The organism is Massilia niabensis (assembly GCF_042655085.1).
Taxonomy (GTDB): domain Bacteria; phylum Pseudomonadota; class Gammaproteobacteria; order Burkholderiales; family Burkholderiaceae_D; genus Telluria; species Telluria niabensis.
Map to the genome: position 1 here is coordinate 801,237 of NZ_JBHSMU010000015.1, position 14,760 is coordinate 815,996.

The 14,760-nt window shown below is 66.2% G+C and carries 12 protein-coding genes; 1 reads left to right on the top strand and 11 read right to left on the bottom strand.

Going from position 1 to position 14,760, the window contains the following annotated elements; all coding sequences use genetic code 11:
• Nucleotides 1-3: 3 nt before the first annotated feature.
• From ACFPN5_RS18040 to ACFPN5_RS18055, 4 genes are all read right to left on the bottom strand, one after another.
• The gene (locus ACFPN5_RS18040; RefSeq protein WP_379785162.1) at nt 4-918 is read right to left on the bottom strand and encodes a M28 family peptidase; all 915 of its coding nucleotides are present in this window, start codon (nt 916-918) and stop codon (nt 4-6) included.
• A gap of 224 nt (nt 919-1,142) precedes the next feature.
• Nucleotides 1,143-2,597, bottom strand: coding sequence for an efflux transporter outer membrane subunit (locus ACFPN5_RS18045; RefSeq protein ID WP_379785163.1), 1,455 nt, complete (start codon nt 2,595-2,597; stop codon nt 1,143-1,145).
• Nucleotides 2,597-5,755, bottom strand: coding sequence for an efflux RND transporter permease subunit (locus ACFPN5_RS18050; RefSeq protein ID WP_379785164.1), 3,159 nt, complete (start codon nt 5,753-5,755; stop codon nt 2,597-2,599). Before ACFPN5_RS18050 ends, ACFPN5_RS18045 begins: the two co-directional genes overlap by 1 nt.
• A gap of 30 nt (nt 5,756-5,785) precedes the next feature.
• Complete coding sequence (locus ACFPN5_RS18055) at nt 5,786-7,117, bottom strand: efflux RND transporter periplasmic adaptor subunit (RefSeq protein WP_379785165.1); 1,332 nt, start codon at nt 7,115-7,117, stop codon at nt 5,786-5,788.
• A 156-nt stretch (nt 7,118-7,273) separates the two neighbouring features.
• Here ACFPN5_RS18055 and ACFPN5_RS18060 point away from each other — a divergent pair, with 156 nt between their 5' ends.
• The gene (locus tag ACFPN5_RS18060) at nt 7,274-7,888 is read left to right on the top strand and encodes a TetR family transcriptional regulator (RefSeq protein ID WP_379785166.1); all 615 of its coding nucleotides are present in this window, start codon (nt 7,274-7,276) and stop codon (nt 7,886-7,888) included.
• A 64-nt stretch (nt 7,889-7,952) separates the two neighbouring features.
• Here ACFPN5_RS18060 and tal read toward each other — a convergent pair whose 3' ends face one another.
• From tal to ACFPN5_RS18095, 7 genes are all read right to left on the bottom strand, one after another.
• The gene (gene tal, locus ACFPN5_RS18065; protein ID WP_379785167.1) at nt 7,953-8,882 is read right to left on the bottom strand and encodes a transaldolase; all 930 of its coding nucleotides are present in this window, start codon (nt 8,880-8,882) and stop codon (nt 7,953-7,955) included.
• Between the two features lie 138 nt (nt 8,883-9,020).
• Nucleotides 9,021-9,518 (bottom strand): GAF domain-containing protein, encoded by a 498-nt coding sequence (locus ACFPN5_RS18070; protein WP_379785168.1) that lies wholly within the window; start codon nt 9,516-9,518, stop codon nt 9,021-9,023.
• A 91-nt stretch (nt 9,519-9,609) separates the two neighbouring features.
• Nucleotides 9,610-9,933 carry a low molecular weight protein tyrosine phosphatase family protein gene (locus tag ACFPN5_RS18075; RefSeq protein ID WP_379785169.1) on the bottom strand — a complete coding sequence of 108 codons (324 nt, stop codon included), beginning with the start codon at nt 9,931-9,933 and terminating at the stop codon, nt 9,610-9,612.
• 22 nt (nt 9,934-9,955) lie between these two features.
• Nucleotides 9,956-10,324 carry an EF-hand domain-containing protein gene (locus tag ACFPN5_RS18080; protein WP_379785170.1) on the bottom strand — a complete coding sequence of 123 codons (369 nt, stop codon included), beginning with the start codon at nt 10,322-10,324 and terminating at the stop codon, nt 9,956-9,958.
• Nucleotides 10,321-11,871 (bottom strand): S10 family peptidase, encoded by a 1,551-nt coding sequence (locus ACFPN5_RS18085; protein ID WP_379785739.1) that lies wholly within the window; start codon nt 11,869-11,871, stop codon nt 10,321-10,323. Before ACFPN5_RS18085 ends, ACFPN5_RS18080 begins: the two co-directional genes overlap by 4 nt.
• 157 nt (nt 11,872-12,028) lie before the next feature.
• On the bottom strand, nt 12,029-12,439 hold the full coding sequence (locus tag ACFPN5_RS18090; RefSeq protein WP_379785171.1) for an ASCH domain-containing protein: 411 nt from the start codon (nt 12,437-12,439) through the stop codon (nt 12,029-12,031).
• Entirely contained in the window at nt 12,436-14,640 is a 2,205-nt protein-coding gene (locus tag ACFPN5_RS18095; protein ID WP_379785172.1) for a hybrid sensor histidine kinase/response regulator, read from the bottom strand. The genes ACFPN5_RS18090 and ACFPN5_RS18095 overlap by 4 nt, the downstream gene beginning before the upstream one ends.
• Nucleotides 14,641-14,760 lie beyond the last annotated feature (120 nt).

Genomic DNA, 14,760 nt, shown 5'->3' on the forward strand with positions numbered 1-14,760 from the left:
AGGTTAGCCCTGCTTGGCGCCCGCCAAGGCGACGATCGTCTTCGACAAGCCCGTCACCACGCGCGCCATGCTCTCGTAATCGAGCTTGTCCGGCGTGTCCTGGTCGGTATGGTAGTAGGGGTAGCGCATGAAGGCGGTGTCGGTGATCATCAGCGCCGGGTAGCCGTGGCGGTTGTAGGATGAATGGTCGGACAGCGTGACACCGGTGGTGTGCGCGGGCGCGGCCAGGCCGTGTGCGGGGAAGTCGGACGCGGCGCGGAAGGCGGCCAGCGCATCGCGTACCAGGCTTGATGACTCCAGCGTGCCGACAAAGGCGATGAAATTGCCCGTGCTCGGGTAGCGGCCTTCCAGCCCGGGCGGCAGCTTCTGGGTGTTGGGCGCGTCCGTGTAATAGCCCATCGTCTCCAGCACCAGCGCGCCCTGGATGTTCTGGCCCTGGCGCTTCATCTCGGCAGCGTGGCGCATGCTGCCCATGTCCGCACCCATGAAGTAAGGCGGCTCCTCGTTCACGAAAAACACGAAGCGCACTTCGGTGCCGGCGCGCGGCTGCATGGTTTTCAGCAGGCGCGCGAGCTCCAGCACGGCCGCGGTGCCGCTGCCGTTGTCGTTCGCGCCCGGTGCGCCGGGGGCCGAATCGTAATGGGCGCCGACGATGAAGATGCGGTCCGGCCGCTTGCCGGGGGCGGCATTGCTCACTGCCACCTCGATGTTGCGCACCCGTTGCCCGCCGGCCGTGTATTCCTGCCTGGATGGCGAGTAGCCGGCACGCGCCAGCGCCGTTTCGATGTACACGGCGGCACGCTCGAGCTGCTCGGGCGTGCCGGTGTTGTGTTCTTCGGACGCGACCGCGCGCACATGCTGGCGCATGCGCTCGGCAAGGTCGGGCGCCGCCTCGGCGGTATCGGGGCGGAACGTCAAGACAGCCACCAGGATAAGCAGAATGAGCGCAACGACGACCTTCCAGTGTGAGTGAAAAAAGTTTCGCATGGCAGTCTCTCAGCGCCTGAGGGCGCACCAACTGGTAGACCCTGCCAGTGTAGCCAAGTTCACATCAGGACCGCACACGAATCCGGCCGTAAAGTTCCCGTTGAGTGGACGTAAAAAAACCGGGGCATGCCCCGGTTTTTTTCAGCTCAGGCTGCTCAGCGCGATGCCTGCGCCAGCGGCGCTGCCGCTACCGGCTCGCTCCAGCCGCCGCCCAGCACCCGGTACAGCGTGACCTGGTTCTGCAGGCGCTGCAGGTTGGCCTGTACCGCCAGCTGCTGGGCCTGGAACAGCGAACGCTGGGCGTCGAGCAGGTCGAGGTAGCTGGCCGCGCCGCTCTTGTAGCGCAGCTCGGACAGGTTGTAGCGGTCCTGCTCGGCCGCCGCCACCGCGCGCTGGGCGCGCAGCTGCTCGCTGAAGGTCGCCTGGCCGGCCAGCGCATCCGCCACTTCGCGGAACGCCGTCTGGATCGATTGCTCGTACTCGGCCACCGCGATATCGCGGCCGGCGCGTGCCGAGTCGACGCCGGCACGGATGCGGCCCAGGTCGAAGATCGGCAGCACCGCCTGCGGTGCGAAGGTCCAGCCGAAGGAACCGCTCTTGAACAGGCCGGACAGTTCGGTGCTGGCGCTGCCCACGGAACCCGTCAGCGAAATGCGCGGGAAGTAGTTGGCACGCGCCGCGCCGATGTTGGCGTTCGCCGCGATCAGCTGCTGCTCGGCCGCGCGGATGTCCGGGCGGGTCGTGAGCAGGTCGGACGGCAGGCCCGCCGGCAGCTCGGGCAGCTCGGTCGCGGCCAGGGTGGCGCCGGCCGGCAGGTTTTCCGGAATCGTCTGCCCCACCAGCAGGGTCAGCAGGTTGGCGTCCTGCGCGCGCTGGCGCTGGAAGCGAGCCAGTTCGGCACGCGCCGTCTCCACCAGCGAGGTCGACTGCTGCAGTTCGAGCTTGGACACGACGCCGTTCTCGAAGCGCAGGCGCGTGAGGCGGTCGGACTCTTCGCGGGTCTTGAGCGTCTGCTGGGTAATGGCCAGCAGTTCGTCGTCGGCCAGCAGCGTCAGGTAGGTATTGGCCACCGATGCGACCAGGCTGATCTGCGTGGTGCGGCGCGCTTCCTCGGTAGCGAGGAACTGCGCCAGCGCCGCCTGCGACAGGTTGCGCACGCGGCCGAACAGGTCCAGCTCGAACGCCGAGACGCCGAATCCCGCCTGGTAGATGCTCGAGATCGGCGCGTCGTCGCCGGTCGTCTGGCGGTTGCCACTGACGATGCCCGACACCGTCGGCAGGCGCTCGGCGCGGGTGATGCGGTACTGGGCGCGGGCCTGCTCGATGTTCAGGATCGACACGCGCAGGTCGCGGTTGTTCGCCAGCGACATCTCGATCAGCTGGCGCAGGCGCGCATCGGCGAAGAAGCGCTGCCAGGCGAGGGCTGCAGGGGCCTCCGAGGTTGCCACCGGCAGCGCCGTGCCGCCGGCCCGCGGCACCTCGGGGAAGGCCGGGGCCACCGGAGCCGCCGGACGCTCGTACTTCGGCGCCAGCGACATGCAGCCTGCCAGCGCCATCGACAGCGCGAGGGGAGTAACGATGAGTTTCAGTGCTTTTTCCAATGTTTTCATTAGATTTTTTCCTCAATTACCTTGCTGGTGTCTTCTTCATGAGCGTACTTCTTGCGCTGGCGTTCGCTGCCTTTGAAGAATTTACGCACCACGACGAAGAACATCGGGACGAACAGCACGCCGATCGTCGACGCTGTCATCATGCCGCCCATCACGCCGGTACCGATGGCGCGCTGCGATGCCGAGCCGGCGCCGCCTGCGATCACCAGCGGCAGCACGCCGAGGATGAATGCCAGCGAAGTCATGATGATCGGACGGAAACGCAGGTGTGCCGCTTCGATCGCCGCTTCCATTGGCGTGCGTCCCTGCGCCTGCAGGTCTTTCGCGAACTCGATGATCAGCACCGCGTTCTTCGCCGCCAGGCCGACGATCGTCACCAGGCCGATCTTGAAATACACATCGTTCGGGTAGCCGCGCAGCAGGGCCGCCAGCACCGCGCCCAGGATACCAAACGGGACGACCAGCAGCACCGCCACCGGGATCGACCAGCTTTCATACAGGGCAGCCAGGGACAGGAAGATCGCCAGCAGCGAGAAGGCCATCAGGATGCCCATCGTACCGCTTGAAAGCTGCTCCTCGCGCGACTGGCCGGTCCACTCGAAGGCGAAGCCGGCTGGCAGCTTGGCCGCCAGGACTTCCATCTCGGCGATCGCGTCACCGGTGGAGTAACCCGGCTTGGCGTCGCCCGAAATGCTCATCGCCGGATAGCCGTTGTAGCGCAGGGTCTGCATCGGACCGGTCACCCACTTGGTGCTGGCGAACGAGGACAGCGGCACCGGGTTGCCCTGGATGTTCAGGGCGTTCAGGCGCAGCAGGTCGTCCGGTTGCATGCGGTCCTTGGCATCGGCCTGGACCACCACACGCTGCAGGCGGCCGGCGTTCGGGAAGTCGTTCACGTACGACGAACCGAGTGAGGTCGAGATCGCGGTGTTAATCGCGTCAAACGTGACGCCCAGCGCCTGCGCCTTGTCGCGGTCGATGTCGAGCATGACCTGCGGCGCGTCTTCCAGGCCTTCCGGACGCACGCCGGCCAGGACCGGGCTTTGCGCGGCCATGCCGAGCAGCTGGTTACGCGCCGCCAGCAGGGCGTCGTGGCCGTTGCCGCCGCGGTCTTGCAGGCGGAAACTGAAGCCCGTGCCGCGGCCCAGTTCGGGAATCGGCGGTGGCGACAGCGCGAAGATGAAGGCATCGCGCACGCCCGACAGGCCGCCGATGATGCGGCTGGCAACGGCGTCTGCGCTCGAGTCCGGACCCTTGCGCTCGCTCCAGTCCTTCAGCGGGATGAAGGCCAGCGCCATGTTCTGGCCGGCCCCCGAGAACGAGAAGCCCAGCACGCTGACCATGTTGGCCACTTCCGGCTGCTTCATGATGAAGGCCTCGGCGGTGCGCATGACTTCGTTGGTGCGCTCGAGCGTGGCGCCCGGCGGCAGCTGGATGTTGGCGATCACGTAGCCCTGGTCTTCGTTCGGCAGGAAGGAGTTCGGCATGCGCGTGAACAGCAGTGTGACCAGGCCGCATACCAGCACGAAGGCCACCAGCGCACGGCCGGCATAACGCGCCAGCTTGCCGACCCAGCTTTCATAGCCCTTCGCGGTGCGGGAGAAGCGGCGGTTGAACCAGCCGAAGAAACCCTTCTTCTCGTGGTGGTGGCCGGCTTCGACCGGCTTGAGAAAGTGGGCGCACAGGGCAGGCGTGAGCGACAGCGCCAGGAAGGCCGAGAAGGCGATCGAGGACACCATGACGACGGAGAACTGGCGGTAGATGTTACCCACGGCGCCGCCAAAGAAGGCCAGCGGCACGAACACCGACATCAGGACCACGGTCACGCCGATGATGGCGCCCGAGATCTGGCCCATCGCCTTGCGGGTCGCCTGCAGCGGCGGCAGGCCTTCCTCGCTCATGATGCGCTCGACGTTCTCGACGACGACGATCGCATCGTCGACCACGATACCGATGACCAGCACCATGCCGAACATGGTCAGCACGTTGATCGAGTAGCCCAGCGCCAGCAGCGTACCCAGGGAACCGAGCAGGGCGACCGGAACGACGAGGGTCGGGATGATGGTGTAGCGGAAGTTCTGCAGGAACAGGTACATCACCAGGAACACCAGCACCAGCGCTTCAATCAGGGTATGCACCACCTGGGTGATCGAGATGTCGATGAACTTCGAGCTGTCGAACGGCACGGTGGCCTTCATTCCGGCCGGGAAGAACTTCGACAGTTCGTCCATGCGCTCGCGCACCAGGCGCGCTGTTTCCAGCGCGTTGCCCGATGGCGACAGCTGCACGCCGATACCGGTCGACGGCTTGCCGTTCAGGCGTGCCGAGGTGCCGTACGCCTGGGCGCCGATTTCGATACGGGCAACGTCCTTCAGGCGAACGGTCGAGCCGTCCGGGTTTGCGCGCAGCGCGATGTTGCCGAACTGTTCGACAGTCGAGAGCTGGCCGGTCACCACGACGGTCGCGGTGATTTCCTGGCCTTGGGCCAGCGGCAGTTCGCCGATGGTGCCCGACGCCACCTGGGCGTTCTGGCTGCGGATCGCGTTGTTGACGTCGGCCGGCGACAGGCGGAAGCCCACCAGCTTGGCCGGATCGATCCAGACGCGCATGGCGCGCTCGGTACCGAACAGCTGGGCGGTACCGACGCCCTTGATACGCTGGATTTCAGGGAGCACCGTGCGCGAGGCGTAGTCGCCCAGCGCGATCGGGTCCCACTTCGGGTCGTCCGACGACAGGATGGTGAACAGCAGGAAATTCGCGCGCACCTTGTCGACGCGCACACCCTGCTGGTTCACGGCTGCCGGCAGGCGCGGGGCCGCGCGCGACAGGCGGTTCTGGACGTCGACCTGGGCCAGCTCGGGGTCGGTGCCCGTCTCGAAGGTCAGGGTGATCGAGCCGCTGCCGTTGGCGGTGCTGCTCGACTCCATGTAGACCAGGCCCGGCGAACCGTTCATCTCGCGTTCGATGACGGAGATGACCGAGTCTTCCAGGGTCTGGGCCGAGGCGCCCGGATAGGCGGCATTGATCACGATCGATGGCGGAGCCACGTTCGGATACTGGGCGATCGGCAGCTGGGTGATCGAGACCGCACCGATCACCATGATAAACAGCGCGATCACCCAGGCGAAAATAGGGCGGTCAATAAAAAAACGTGCCATTGCAATAGTCCTGTTCTATACCTGGAGCGCTCAGCGGCTCGTCGATGCGGCTGCCGGCGCGGCGCCGGCGGTGGAGCCCGACGGGGCTGAAGCAGGCAGCTGGCGCGCGGTCGCGGCGGCGGCCTGGCCGGCGCTGGCGACCGATGCTGCTGGCGCTGCGGCTGGTGCCGCAGCTGGCGCGCTTGCGGTAGTCTGCGTGCCGGCCTGCCATGGCACTGCCTTGACCGGGGTGCCCGGCGGCAGCATCTGCAGCTTCTGGAAGCCGTCGACCATCACGCGTTCGCCTTCCTTCAAGCCTTCGGTGACGACCCAATCCGAGCCCTGTTGCGATGCGATCTTGACGGTGCGCGGGGCCGGCTTGTTGTCCAGACCGACGACCATCAGGGTGTCGCCCTGGGCGCCGCCACGGGTGACCGCTTGCTGCGGCACGATGATGCCGTTCGGCAGCTGAGCCTGGGCCAGGCGTACGCGCACGTACTGGCCCGGCAGCAGGGCGTTGTCCGGATTCGGCACCGTCGCGCGCAGGGTGACCTGGCCAGTGCCGGGATCGACCGTCACATCCGAGAACAGCAGCTTGCCACGGGTCGGCAGCTCGGTGCCATCGTCGAGGAGCACGGTCACGGGGGCGTCTTTCGCGCCGCCGCCGGCTTGCTTGCGCAGGCGCTGCACTTCCGTGGCCGACTGGGTGATGTTCAGGTACATCGAGCTGGTCTGTTGGATCACGGCCAGTTCGGTACCCTCGGCGGCCGAGACCAGCGCGCCTTCGGTCACCAGCGCGCGGCCGATGCGGCCCGAGATCGGCGCATTGACGTTGGCGTAACCGGAGTTGATCTGGGCAATGCGCACCTGGGCGCGCGAGGCAGCCACGGCCGCTTCAGCCTGTTTCTGCGCGGCTACCGCGTTAGTGTATTCTTGCTTGCTGATCGCATTGGCCTCGACCAGCGGCTTGTAGCGCGCGGCCTGGGCGGCGGCCTGGGTCAGGGTCGCCTGGGCGCGGCCGAGGTCGGCCTGGGCGGCGGCAACCTGCGCCTGGTAGGGCGCCGGGTCGATCTGGAACAGCGACTGGCCTTCCTTGACCTCGCTGCCCTCGGTAAACAGGCGCTTGAGCACGACGCCGTTGACACGGGCACGCACCTGCGCAACGCGTACCGGCTCGGCACGGGCCGGCAGTTCCGTCTGCAGCGCGACGGTTTCGAATTTGGTGGTGACGACACCGACTTCAGGTGGCGGCATCTGGCCGCCGGCGCCAGGACCGGCTTGGGCAGCGTCTTTCTTGCCGCAGGCCGACAGCAGGGCCACGGCCATCAGCGTGCTGGCGGCGATCCGCGTGAGAGAGAGGGTAGAGGAGTGGGCAGAGCGCATTACGTGCTTCCTTCGAGTTTTTGGGGAAAACAAAACCGTCCCCAAGAACCAAGAGGCCCCTGCGCACGGTTTCATTACTGGCTTTTACGGATTTTTTTATATACTATCACGAGTGTATGTTTAACGTGCAGGACCACCCAAAAACGGAGAAAGCCAATGCGCAGGACGAAAGAAGAAGCGGCGGCCACGCGCGACAGCATCTTGGATGCTGCAGAGAAATTATTTGTTGAGCAGGGTGTCTCGCGAACGACCTTGCAGCATATCGCAAGCGCCGCAGGCGTGACGCGCGGGGCGATTTATTGGCATTTTGACGACAAGGGCGCGCTCTTCAACGCCATGATGGAGCGCGCGATCTTGCCGTTCGAGTGCGCGCTGAACGTGCTGGGCGAGGCAGACGAGGCCAATGTGCTGGAGGACTTGCGTGCCTTCCTCGTCAATATTTTCCGCGTGACCGAAACCGATCCCCAGGCCCGGCGCGTGTTCGAAATTTCTTCGCTGAAAGTGGAGTTCGTCAGCGAGATGGATGCAGTGCGCGTGCGGCGCAGCCAGAACCAGGCGGAATGGATGGCGCAAGTAGAGGAGCGGCTGGAGCTGGCGCAGGAAAGCGGACTGGTCCGCAAAGACGTGCAGCCGCAGGTCTTTGCGCTCGGGCTGTGGGCCATGATGGATGGCCTGATCCGTACCTGGATGTTCGAACCCGGCGCGTTCGGGCTGGTCGAGACCGGCGACCAGCTGATCGCGACCATGCTCGAGGGAATCCGGACGAAATGAAAAAGGCGCGCGGTCAACCAACTGACCCACGCGCCTTCCCTGTATAACGCCAGCCGCTGCTGGATTAGCGCATCTCTTCGATCATCTTCTTCAGCTTGGCCGAATCGGCGACGAAGGCGCGAATGCCCTCGGACAGCTTCTCGGTGCCCATCGCGTCTTCGTTGAGCATGAAGCGGAACGATTTCTCATCGACTGCAATCTTGTCGATCGCCACATCTGCGTCCTGGGTCAGCTTGCGCTCGACCGGTGCATCGCTGTCGGCCAGCTTTTGCAGCAGGTCCGGCGAGATGGTCAGGAGGTCGCAGCCGGCCAGTTCCAGGATCTGCGAGGTATTGCGGAAGCTCGCGCCCATGACTTCGGTCTTGTAGCCGAAGCTGCGGTAGTACTGGTAAATCCGCTTGACCGACTGCACGCCCGGATCGTCCGCGCCCTGGTAGTCGGTACCGGTCGACTTCTTGTACCAGTCGTAGATACGGCCGACGAAGGGCGAAATCAGCTGCACGCCTGCTTCGGCGCAGGCCACGGCCTGGCACAGCGAGAACAGCAGCGTCAGGTTGCAGTGGATGCCTTCCTTTTCCAGGATCTCGGCGGCGCGAATGCCTTCCCAGGTCGAGGCGATCTTGATCAAGACGCGCTCGCGCGACACGCCGGCCGCTTCGTACAGGGCGATCAGTTCGCGGCCTTTGGCGACGGTCGCTTCCATGTCGAAGGACAGCGCGGCGTCGATCTCGGTCGAGACGCGGCCCGGCACGAATTTCAGGATCTCGACGCCGAAGGCGATCAAGAGGCTGTCGACGATCGCATCAGTCGAGCCGCCCTTGGCGTCCGCAACCGCCTTTTGCAGCAGCGGCAGGTATTCCGGCTTCTGCACGGCCTTCAGGATCAGCGACGGATTCGTGGTCGCATCCTGCGGCGCGTAGGCCTTGATCGATTGGAAATCGCCGGTATCGGCAACGACGGTGGTGTACTGTTTCAGTTGTTCGAGTTGGTTCATTAATTTGCCTGTTTGCTAAGAAGTGCAAATATTATTTGCAAGGATGTTTTCGTAGGGTGGGCAGGGCGGCGAACCGCTCTTGAGCCCACGCGGTACGGCAGTTGCGATCCAAATATTTAAAACTGCGCAGCGCCCTGATCAGCAATCGGTCGCGTTCAAAAACGCCGCCACCATCGCCTCGAGCCCCGCCCGATCCTCATCCGAGAACCGGTCCAGCACCGGGCTATCGATATCGAACACCCCCACCAGCTTGCCATCCTTGATCACCGGCAGCACGATCTCCGAGTTCGACGCCGAATCGCAGGCGATATGCCCCGGAAACGCATGCACGTCCGGCACCACGATGGTCTTGCGTTCCACGGCGGTCGTGCCGCACACGCCGCGCCCGAAGGGAATGCGCGCGCAGGCCGGCTTGCCCTGGAAAGGCCCGACCAGCAGATCCTGGCCTTCGCCTTTTTTCGACGGCACGGTGAGGTAGAAACCGGCCCAGTTCAGGTCGGCGAGGGTGTCGTACACGAGGGCGGAAAACTGCGCCGCGTTGGCGGTGAGGTCGCGCTCGCCTTCGAGGATGCTGGTCACCTGGCGCACCAGCAGGTCGTAATCGGGACGGGTGCTGCGTTCTGGATTGATGTGCATGGGCGAAGTCAAAAAGTCTTGGCGAAAACCGCTATTTTACAGCCAGCACGGACAGCCCGCTTCCTCACCCCGCCATTTGGCAAGCTCCGCCTTACTTCAGGAAGCGCCCGGCCTTCGCTTCCAGCAGCCGGATCAGTTCCGGCTGCATGAAGGCGTATTCGTCAGGAATATCCAGGCAAACGACGCGCTTGCCGTTCAGGTACCTCCTGAACTTCGACGAGAGCCTGGCCCTGTGCTTCTTCTCCATCACAAAAATAATCTCGGCCCAGTCCAGCTGCTCCGGCGCGAGCGGGATGTCGGCGTCGGCGCCCAGTCCGGCGGAGTCGGTGTCGATCCCCGGCCAGCTGGCGAAGACCTGTTCCGCCGTCGGGCTGCGCAGGCGGTTATGGGTGCAAAGGAAGAGGGCGCGCGTCATCCGGTGTGCAGTTCGCCGGTGTTCAGTCAGGACGAGTCGCCTGGCGCCGGTCGGCTTTCGCCCGCGCCAGGTAGGCGCGCAGATCGTCGAAGGTGACGGCGCCGCGGCGTCCGGCGTCGATGTCGTCGAAATGGCTGGCAACGAAGCCGAAGCCCTTCGATTCCTCAAGCGTCAGGCTGCCGTTGCCATCCAGGTCCGCCGCCCGGAACTGCGCCTCTAGCTTGGCCAGCGCCTGCGCGCGCAGCGCTGCACCCGCAGCCGGCGGTTCGGCCGGACGGATCCGCAGTGCCGGCGGCACCAGGCCGTCGACGCCGATCGGCGCCTGCGCGGCAGCCGGGGCGGCCAAATGCGCCACACTCACGAAAAGTAAAAGCAGATGCATGGTCTTCATTGTGCCACCGATACGCTGTTGTAGAAGGCGCGCAGGTCGGCCTTCTGGAGGCGGCGCACGCGGTCGTCGAGGTAGCTCATGTGCCCGCTGTCGTAGTTGCGGATCTGGATGTTGGCGCCGGCGCCCAGCCGCGCCAGGTCCAGCTCGGTCTGATAGAACGGCGTCGCCAGGTCATGGTAGCCGCCCATGGCGAGCACCTTCATGGCCGGATTGAGCGTCAGGGCCGCGGCCAGGTCCGGTATCGTGTCCGGCAGCGCCTTGCCGTCATGGGTGAAGTTCCATTGGTTGACGATGTTGTTCGAGCCCAGGTAGGGCGTAGTCGCGGTGTAGCGCAGTTCGTTCTCGAGATAAGTGCGGATGGTGCCATTGAAGACGTTGCCGATCAGCGTGAGCGAAGGGTCGCCGCCGGCCGTGAGCGCACTGCCGCTGGGCGCGCGCACCCGGGCATCGTAGCGTCCTATCACCTGCCCCATCTGGAAACGGGCGCGATAGGCGCCCGGCACCATCGAAAAATCCTGGCGCCAGGTCAGCGCAGGCAGTCCGGTGTAGGTGGCCAGCTGCGTGAGGGTGGCATCGCTCGGCGGCGTGCCGCCGGCCAGGAAAGGACCGACCTCGCTGCGGTAAGGGCCGGCGGCGAACTCGCGCACGCGCAGCAAGACCGACGAGAAGTCGGTCGGCAGGCTGCCGCCGTTCTGGTGGTAGCTTGAGACGGCCGCATAGCTCGGCAGATAGCCTTCGCAGCTGAGCTGGCCGGGATTGAACACGCCGCAGTTGGAGTTGTAGTTCATGGCGGGCGACTGCAGCATGACGCCGGCCACGCGCACCCCGGCGCTCTCAAGCAGGTTGGCCAGCACGGCCGTGCGCGGCCCGCCGTAGGATTCGCCGAACAGGTAGGCCGGCGAGGCCTGCCGGTTATTGGCGGCGAGATAACGGCGCACGAAGTCGCGGAAGGCCGCCGCGTCCTGGTCGACGCCCCAGAACTGGGCATTGGTGCGCGGCGCGATCGCCTGCGAATAGCCGGTGCCGATGGCGTCCACAAACACCAGGTCGGAATGGTCGAGCAGCGTTTCCTGGTTGTCGACCAGCGCCGGTGGACTGGCAGGCGGCTCGGTGGACGGGAAGGTGGTGGCCAGCCGGCGCGGCCCGAACGAGCCCAGGTGCAGCCAGATCGACGCCGAACCCGGCCCGCCGTTGTAGAAGAAGGTGACCGGCCGCTGCGCCGCCGGCAACCCGCCGGCCGTGTAGGCGACGTAGAAGAAGGACGCCGCCGGCTGCCCGCTGCCCTGGTCCGTGGCCGTCAGGTGGCCGGTGGTGGCGGTGTAGTCGAGCGGGCGGCCGTCGAGGGTGATGCGCGTCTGGACCGTGGCGGCGCGCTCCTCCGCGTTCACCAGCGAGGCGGTGGCCGCGCCCGAGTAAAGGACGGGATCGGCATAGCTGCCCGGCAGTGCTGAAACCGGCGGCGGCACCGGTTGCGGCACCGCCGGCGGGGCGCTGTCGCCACCGCCGCCGCACGCGGCCAGGAGGGCGGCGAGCAGGACGCCAGCCAGGTTGGGTACTGGGCCGGCGCAACGCGGCCGTTGAGCAGAACGTTGGGTGGCGATGATCGTCCTCGCGGGAAACTGACGGGTATGCCGCCGATTATGCGCCGACTGGGGAAAAACTCAACAATAATCAGGATGAGCGGGTCGCCGCGATCCCGCTCGACTATGCCAGCAGGTATTCCGTATCCGGCGCCACATCCACCAGCTCGAAATGCAGCGTCACGAACTCGAACCCGTCATGCAGGTCGAGGTGGGGCAGGCAGCGAATATGGACGTCGCGGAATTCCTGCGCGCTCGCAAACGTCTCGCCGCGCCACACGTCTTCCGGAATCTCTCCGAAGCGGATCACGCGGACTTCCTTCGCCCGGATCGTGCAGCGCAGGCGGCCCTTCAGGTCGTGGACGTCGATCAGGTCGCCTGCTTCATAGCCGCCGTCCCCGAGTTCGCCATACCCTTTGGTGTAGTCCTCGACCGTGTCGGCGGTGACCGTCTTGCGGCCGGCGATCACCTCGCGCACGAGGCTGTCGTCGTTCTCGTCGGCGCCCCAGAAGGTCAGTTTTTTTCTGCTGGTCACAGGAATGCCTTTTCGGTGCCCTGGCTCGCGTCGCCTGCGACCGCCCGCTCCAGGTCGCTCAGCGACGCCGGCTTGGTCAGGTGCAGGTCGAAGCCGGCGTCCAGGGCCCGTTCAATATCGGACTGCTGGCCGTAGCCGGTGAGCGCGACCAGGCGCGGGGTTGCATCCGTGCTCGTACCCATGCGCCGGATGGCGGCGGCGAGCGCGTAGCCGTCCATGTCGGGCAGGCCGATATCCAGGATCGCCACCGCGGGCCGGTAGCGCTCGAAGCTGGCCAGGGCGGCGGCGGCAGTGTGGGCGACGTGGACTTCATGGCCGAACTGTTCCAGTACCATGGCTGTCGTCGCGGCGGCATCGATGTTGTCGTCGACCAGCAGGACCCGGGTGGCCGCCAGCGGCGGCAAGGCCGCTGGCGGCGGCGCGCCCGGTTCCTCCGCAACCAGAGGCAATTCGACGACGAAACGGCTTCCCTTGCCGGGACCGTCGCTGTGGGCGGCCACGCGGCCGTCGTGCAGTTCGACGATCTTGCGCACGATCGCCAGGCCGAGGCCAAGCCCGCCGGTGCCGCGCGCCAGTTGCTGCGGCGCCTGGTAGAAGGGCTCGAAAATGCGGGCCAGCAGGTCGGGGGGCATGCCGACGCCGCGGTCGACCACTTCCAGCTTGGCCCAACCGGCGTCGATCGTCAGCGCGACCCGGGTCGATCCGTTGCCGAAGCGTTCCGCGTTCGACAGCAAATTGCTCAGTACTTGCGCCAGGCGGCTCTCTTCGCCCAGCACCCAGGCTGCGTCAGGCGCGACCAGCTCGATCCGCGGGCCGGGGCGGGCGCCCACGATGTGGCGCACGACTTCGGCAAAGTCCAGGGGGCGGCGCTCGAGCTGCATCTTGCCGGTGGCGATGCGCGACACGTCGAGCAGGTCGTCGACCAGGCGCTTGAGGTGGCTGACCTGGCGCCGCATGATGGCGCGCTCGCGCCGGCTCGCGCTTTCGTCGCGCAGGTCCATCAGGTCGAGCGCGGCGACGATCGGGCTGAGCGGGTTGCGCAGTTCGTGGCCGAGCATGGCGAGGAACTCGTCCTTCACGCGGCCCGCGTCGCGGCTGGCAGCCAGCGCCTCTTCTAACGAAGCGAGCAGGCGCGAGCGCTCCTGCTCGTGCGCACTGCGCTCGCCCGCGGCCGCCTCCAGCGCCCTGGCCATGACATTGATTTCCTGGATCCGCGACGGGGCAATCGCCACCGGCTGGCCGGCGCCCAGTGCAATCGCTGCCTGTTGCAGGCGGCCGGCGGTGCGCGCGATACGGTTCGACAGGAACGAGGCGATACCGATGCAGGCCAGCAGCGAGGCGGCCAGGCCCCAGCCGTAGAGCGCAATGCCGTTGTCGCTGCCGATGCCAGGCTTGGGCACGCCCACCGCGACGGTCCAGCCATAGCGCGACACCCGGGTATAGGCGCTGGCCAGCGGGTCGCCTTCCAGGTTGACGGTGCTGCCGACGCCTTCGGGCGCCGCGCCACGGATCAGCCGGGTGAGGGACGGGCTGGGCGGACGGGTGACCCGGTTGTCATGGTCCTTCGAGCGCGCCACGATCGAACCGGAGGCATCGATGATGGAGATGACCGAGGCCTGCGGCACCCGCTGGCGTTTGAGGACGCCCAGGATGCGGTCCGGTTTGACGACGGCAGTGAGCACATACAGGCGGCCGGCGTCGTCGCGCACCGGCACCCGCACCGGGAAGGCCGCGCGGCCGCGCGGGCCGCGCGTTACGTGCCCAACCACCGGCCGTTGCACGGCGAGCAGTTGCTGCAGGCTTTCCGGATCGGCGATGCGCCCGCCCGGCGTGGTGAACGGACTGGTCGTGCGAAACAGGATGTTGCCCGAAGCATCGGTCAGGATGATCGTCAGCCATTCGGGCTGGGCCGCAACCTGTTCGCGCGCGCTGTCGTAGAAGCCCTTCAGGTCGCCGGCGCTCATAGTGGGCGCGCGCGCCAGGCTGGCGAGGGCGGCCACCGTGCCGTCGAGTTCGGCATCGACTGCGCTCGACAGGGCGCGCGCCAGGTCCAGCATCGCACGGTCCTGTTCGCGCTGCTGGTAACCGCCGGCGGTGTGGAGCGACCATAATCCGAGCGCGGCCAGAGGCAGCAGGCCGATCGCGCTCAACAGGATGAGCAGTCGACGCAGGGAGAGGGTGAAACGGGATGCCGACCGCATAATTTGGCTTTTTGGCAAAAAAGCATTATACGATCAAAATAGTGCTGGCTTTTCTTCAGGCACCAGGAATGGGGAGCGGCATGAACAGCAGGCCCTCCGGCGCAATGGCCGGAGGGTCAA

What these genes read in the sequence shown, in the direction of transcription:
- ACFPN5_RS18075 (WP_379785169.1), bottom strand. Translation starts at nt 9,933, where the DNA reads ATGACGCGCGCCCTCTTCCTTTGCACCCATAACCGCCTGCGCAGCCCG.
- tal (WP_379785167.1), bottom strand. Translation starts at nt 8,882, where the DNA reads ATGAACCAACTCGAACAACTGAAACAGTACACCACCGTCGTTGCCGAT.
- ACFPN5_RS18050 (WP_379785164.1), bottom strand. Translation starts at nt 5,755, where the DNA reads ATGGCACGTTTTTTTATTGACCGCCCTATTTTCGCCTGGGTGATCGCG.
- ACFPN5_RS18060 (WP_379785166.1), top strand. Translation starts at nt 7,274, where the DNA reads ATGCGCAGGACGAAAGAAGAAGCGGCGGCCACGCGCGACAGCATCTTG.
- ACFPN5_RS18070 (WP_379785168.1), bottom strand. Translation starts at nt 9,518, where the DNA reads ATGCACATCAATCCAGAACGCAGCACCCGTCCCGATTACGACCTGCTG.
- ACFPN5_RS18055 (WP_379785165.1), bottom strand. Translation starts at nt 7,117, where the DNA reads ATGCGCTCTGCCCACTCCTCTACCCTCTCTCTCACGCGGATCGCCGCC.
- ACFPN5_RS18095 (WP_379785172.1), bottom strand. Translation starts at nt 14,640, where the DNA reads ATGCGGTCGGCATCCCGTTTCACCCTCTCCCTGCGTCGACTGCTCATC.
- ACFPN5_RS18080 (WP_379785170.1), bottom strand. Translation starts at nt 10,324, where the DNA reads ATGAAGACCATGCATCTGCTTTTACTTTTCGTGAGTGTGGCGCATTTG.
- ACFPN5_RS18045 (WP_379785163.1), bottom strand. Translation starts at nt 2,597, where the DNA reads ATGAAAACATTGGAAAAAGCACTGAAACTCATCGTTACTCCCCTCGCG.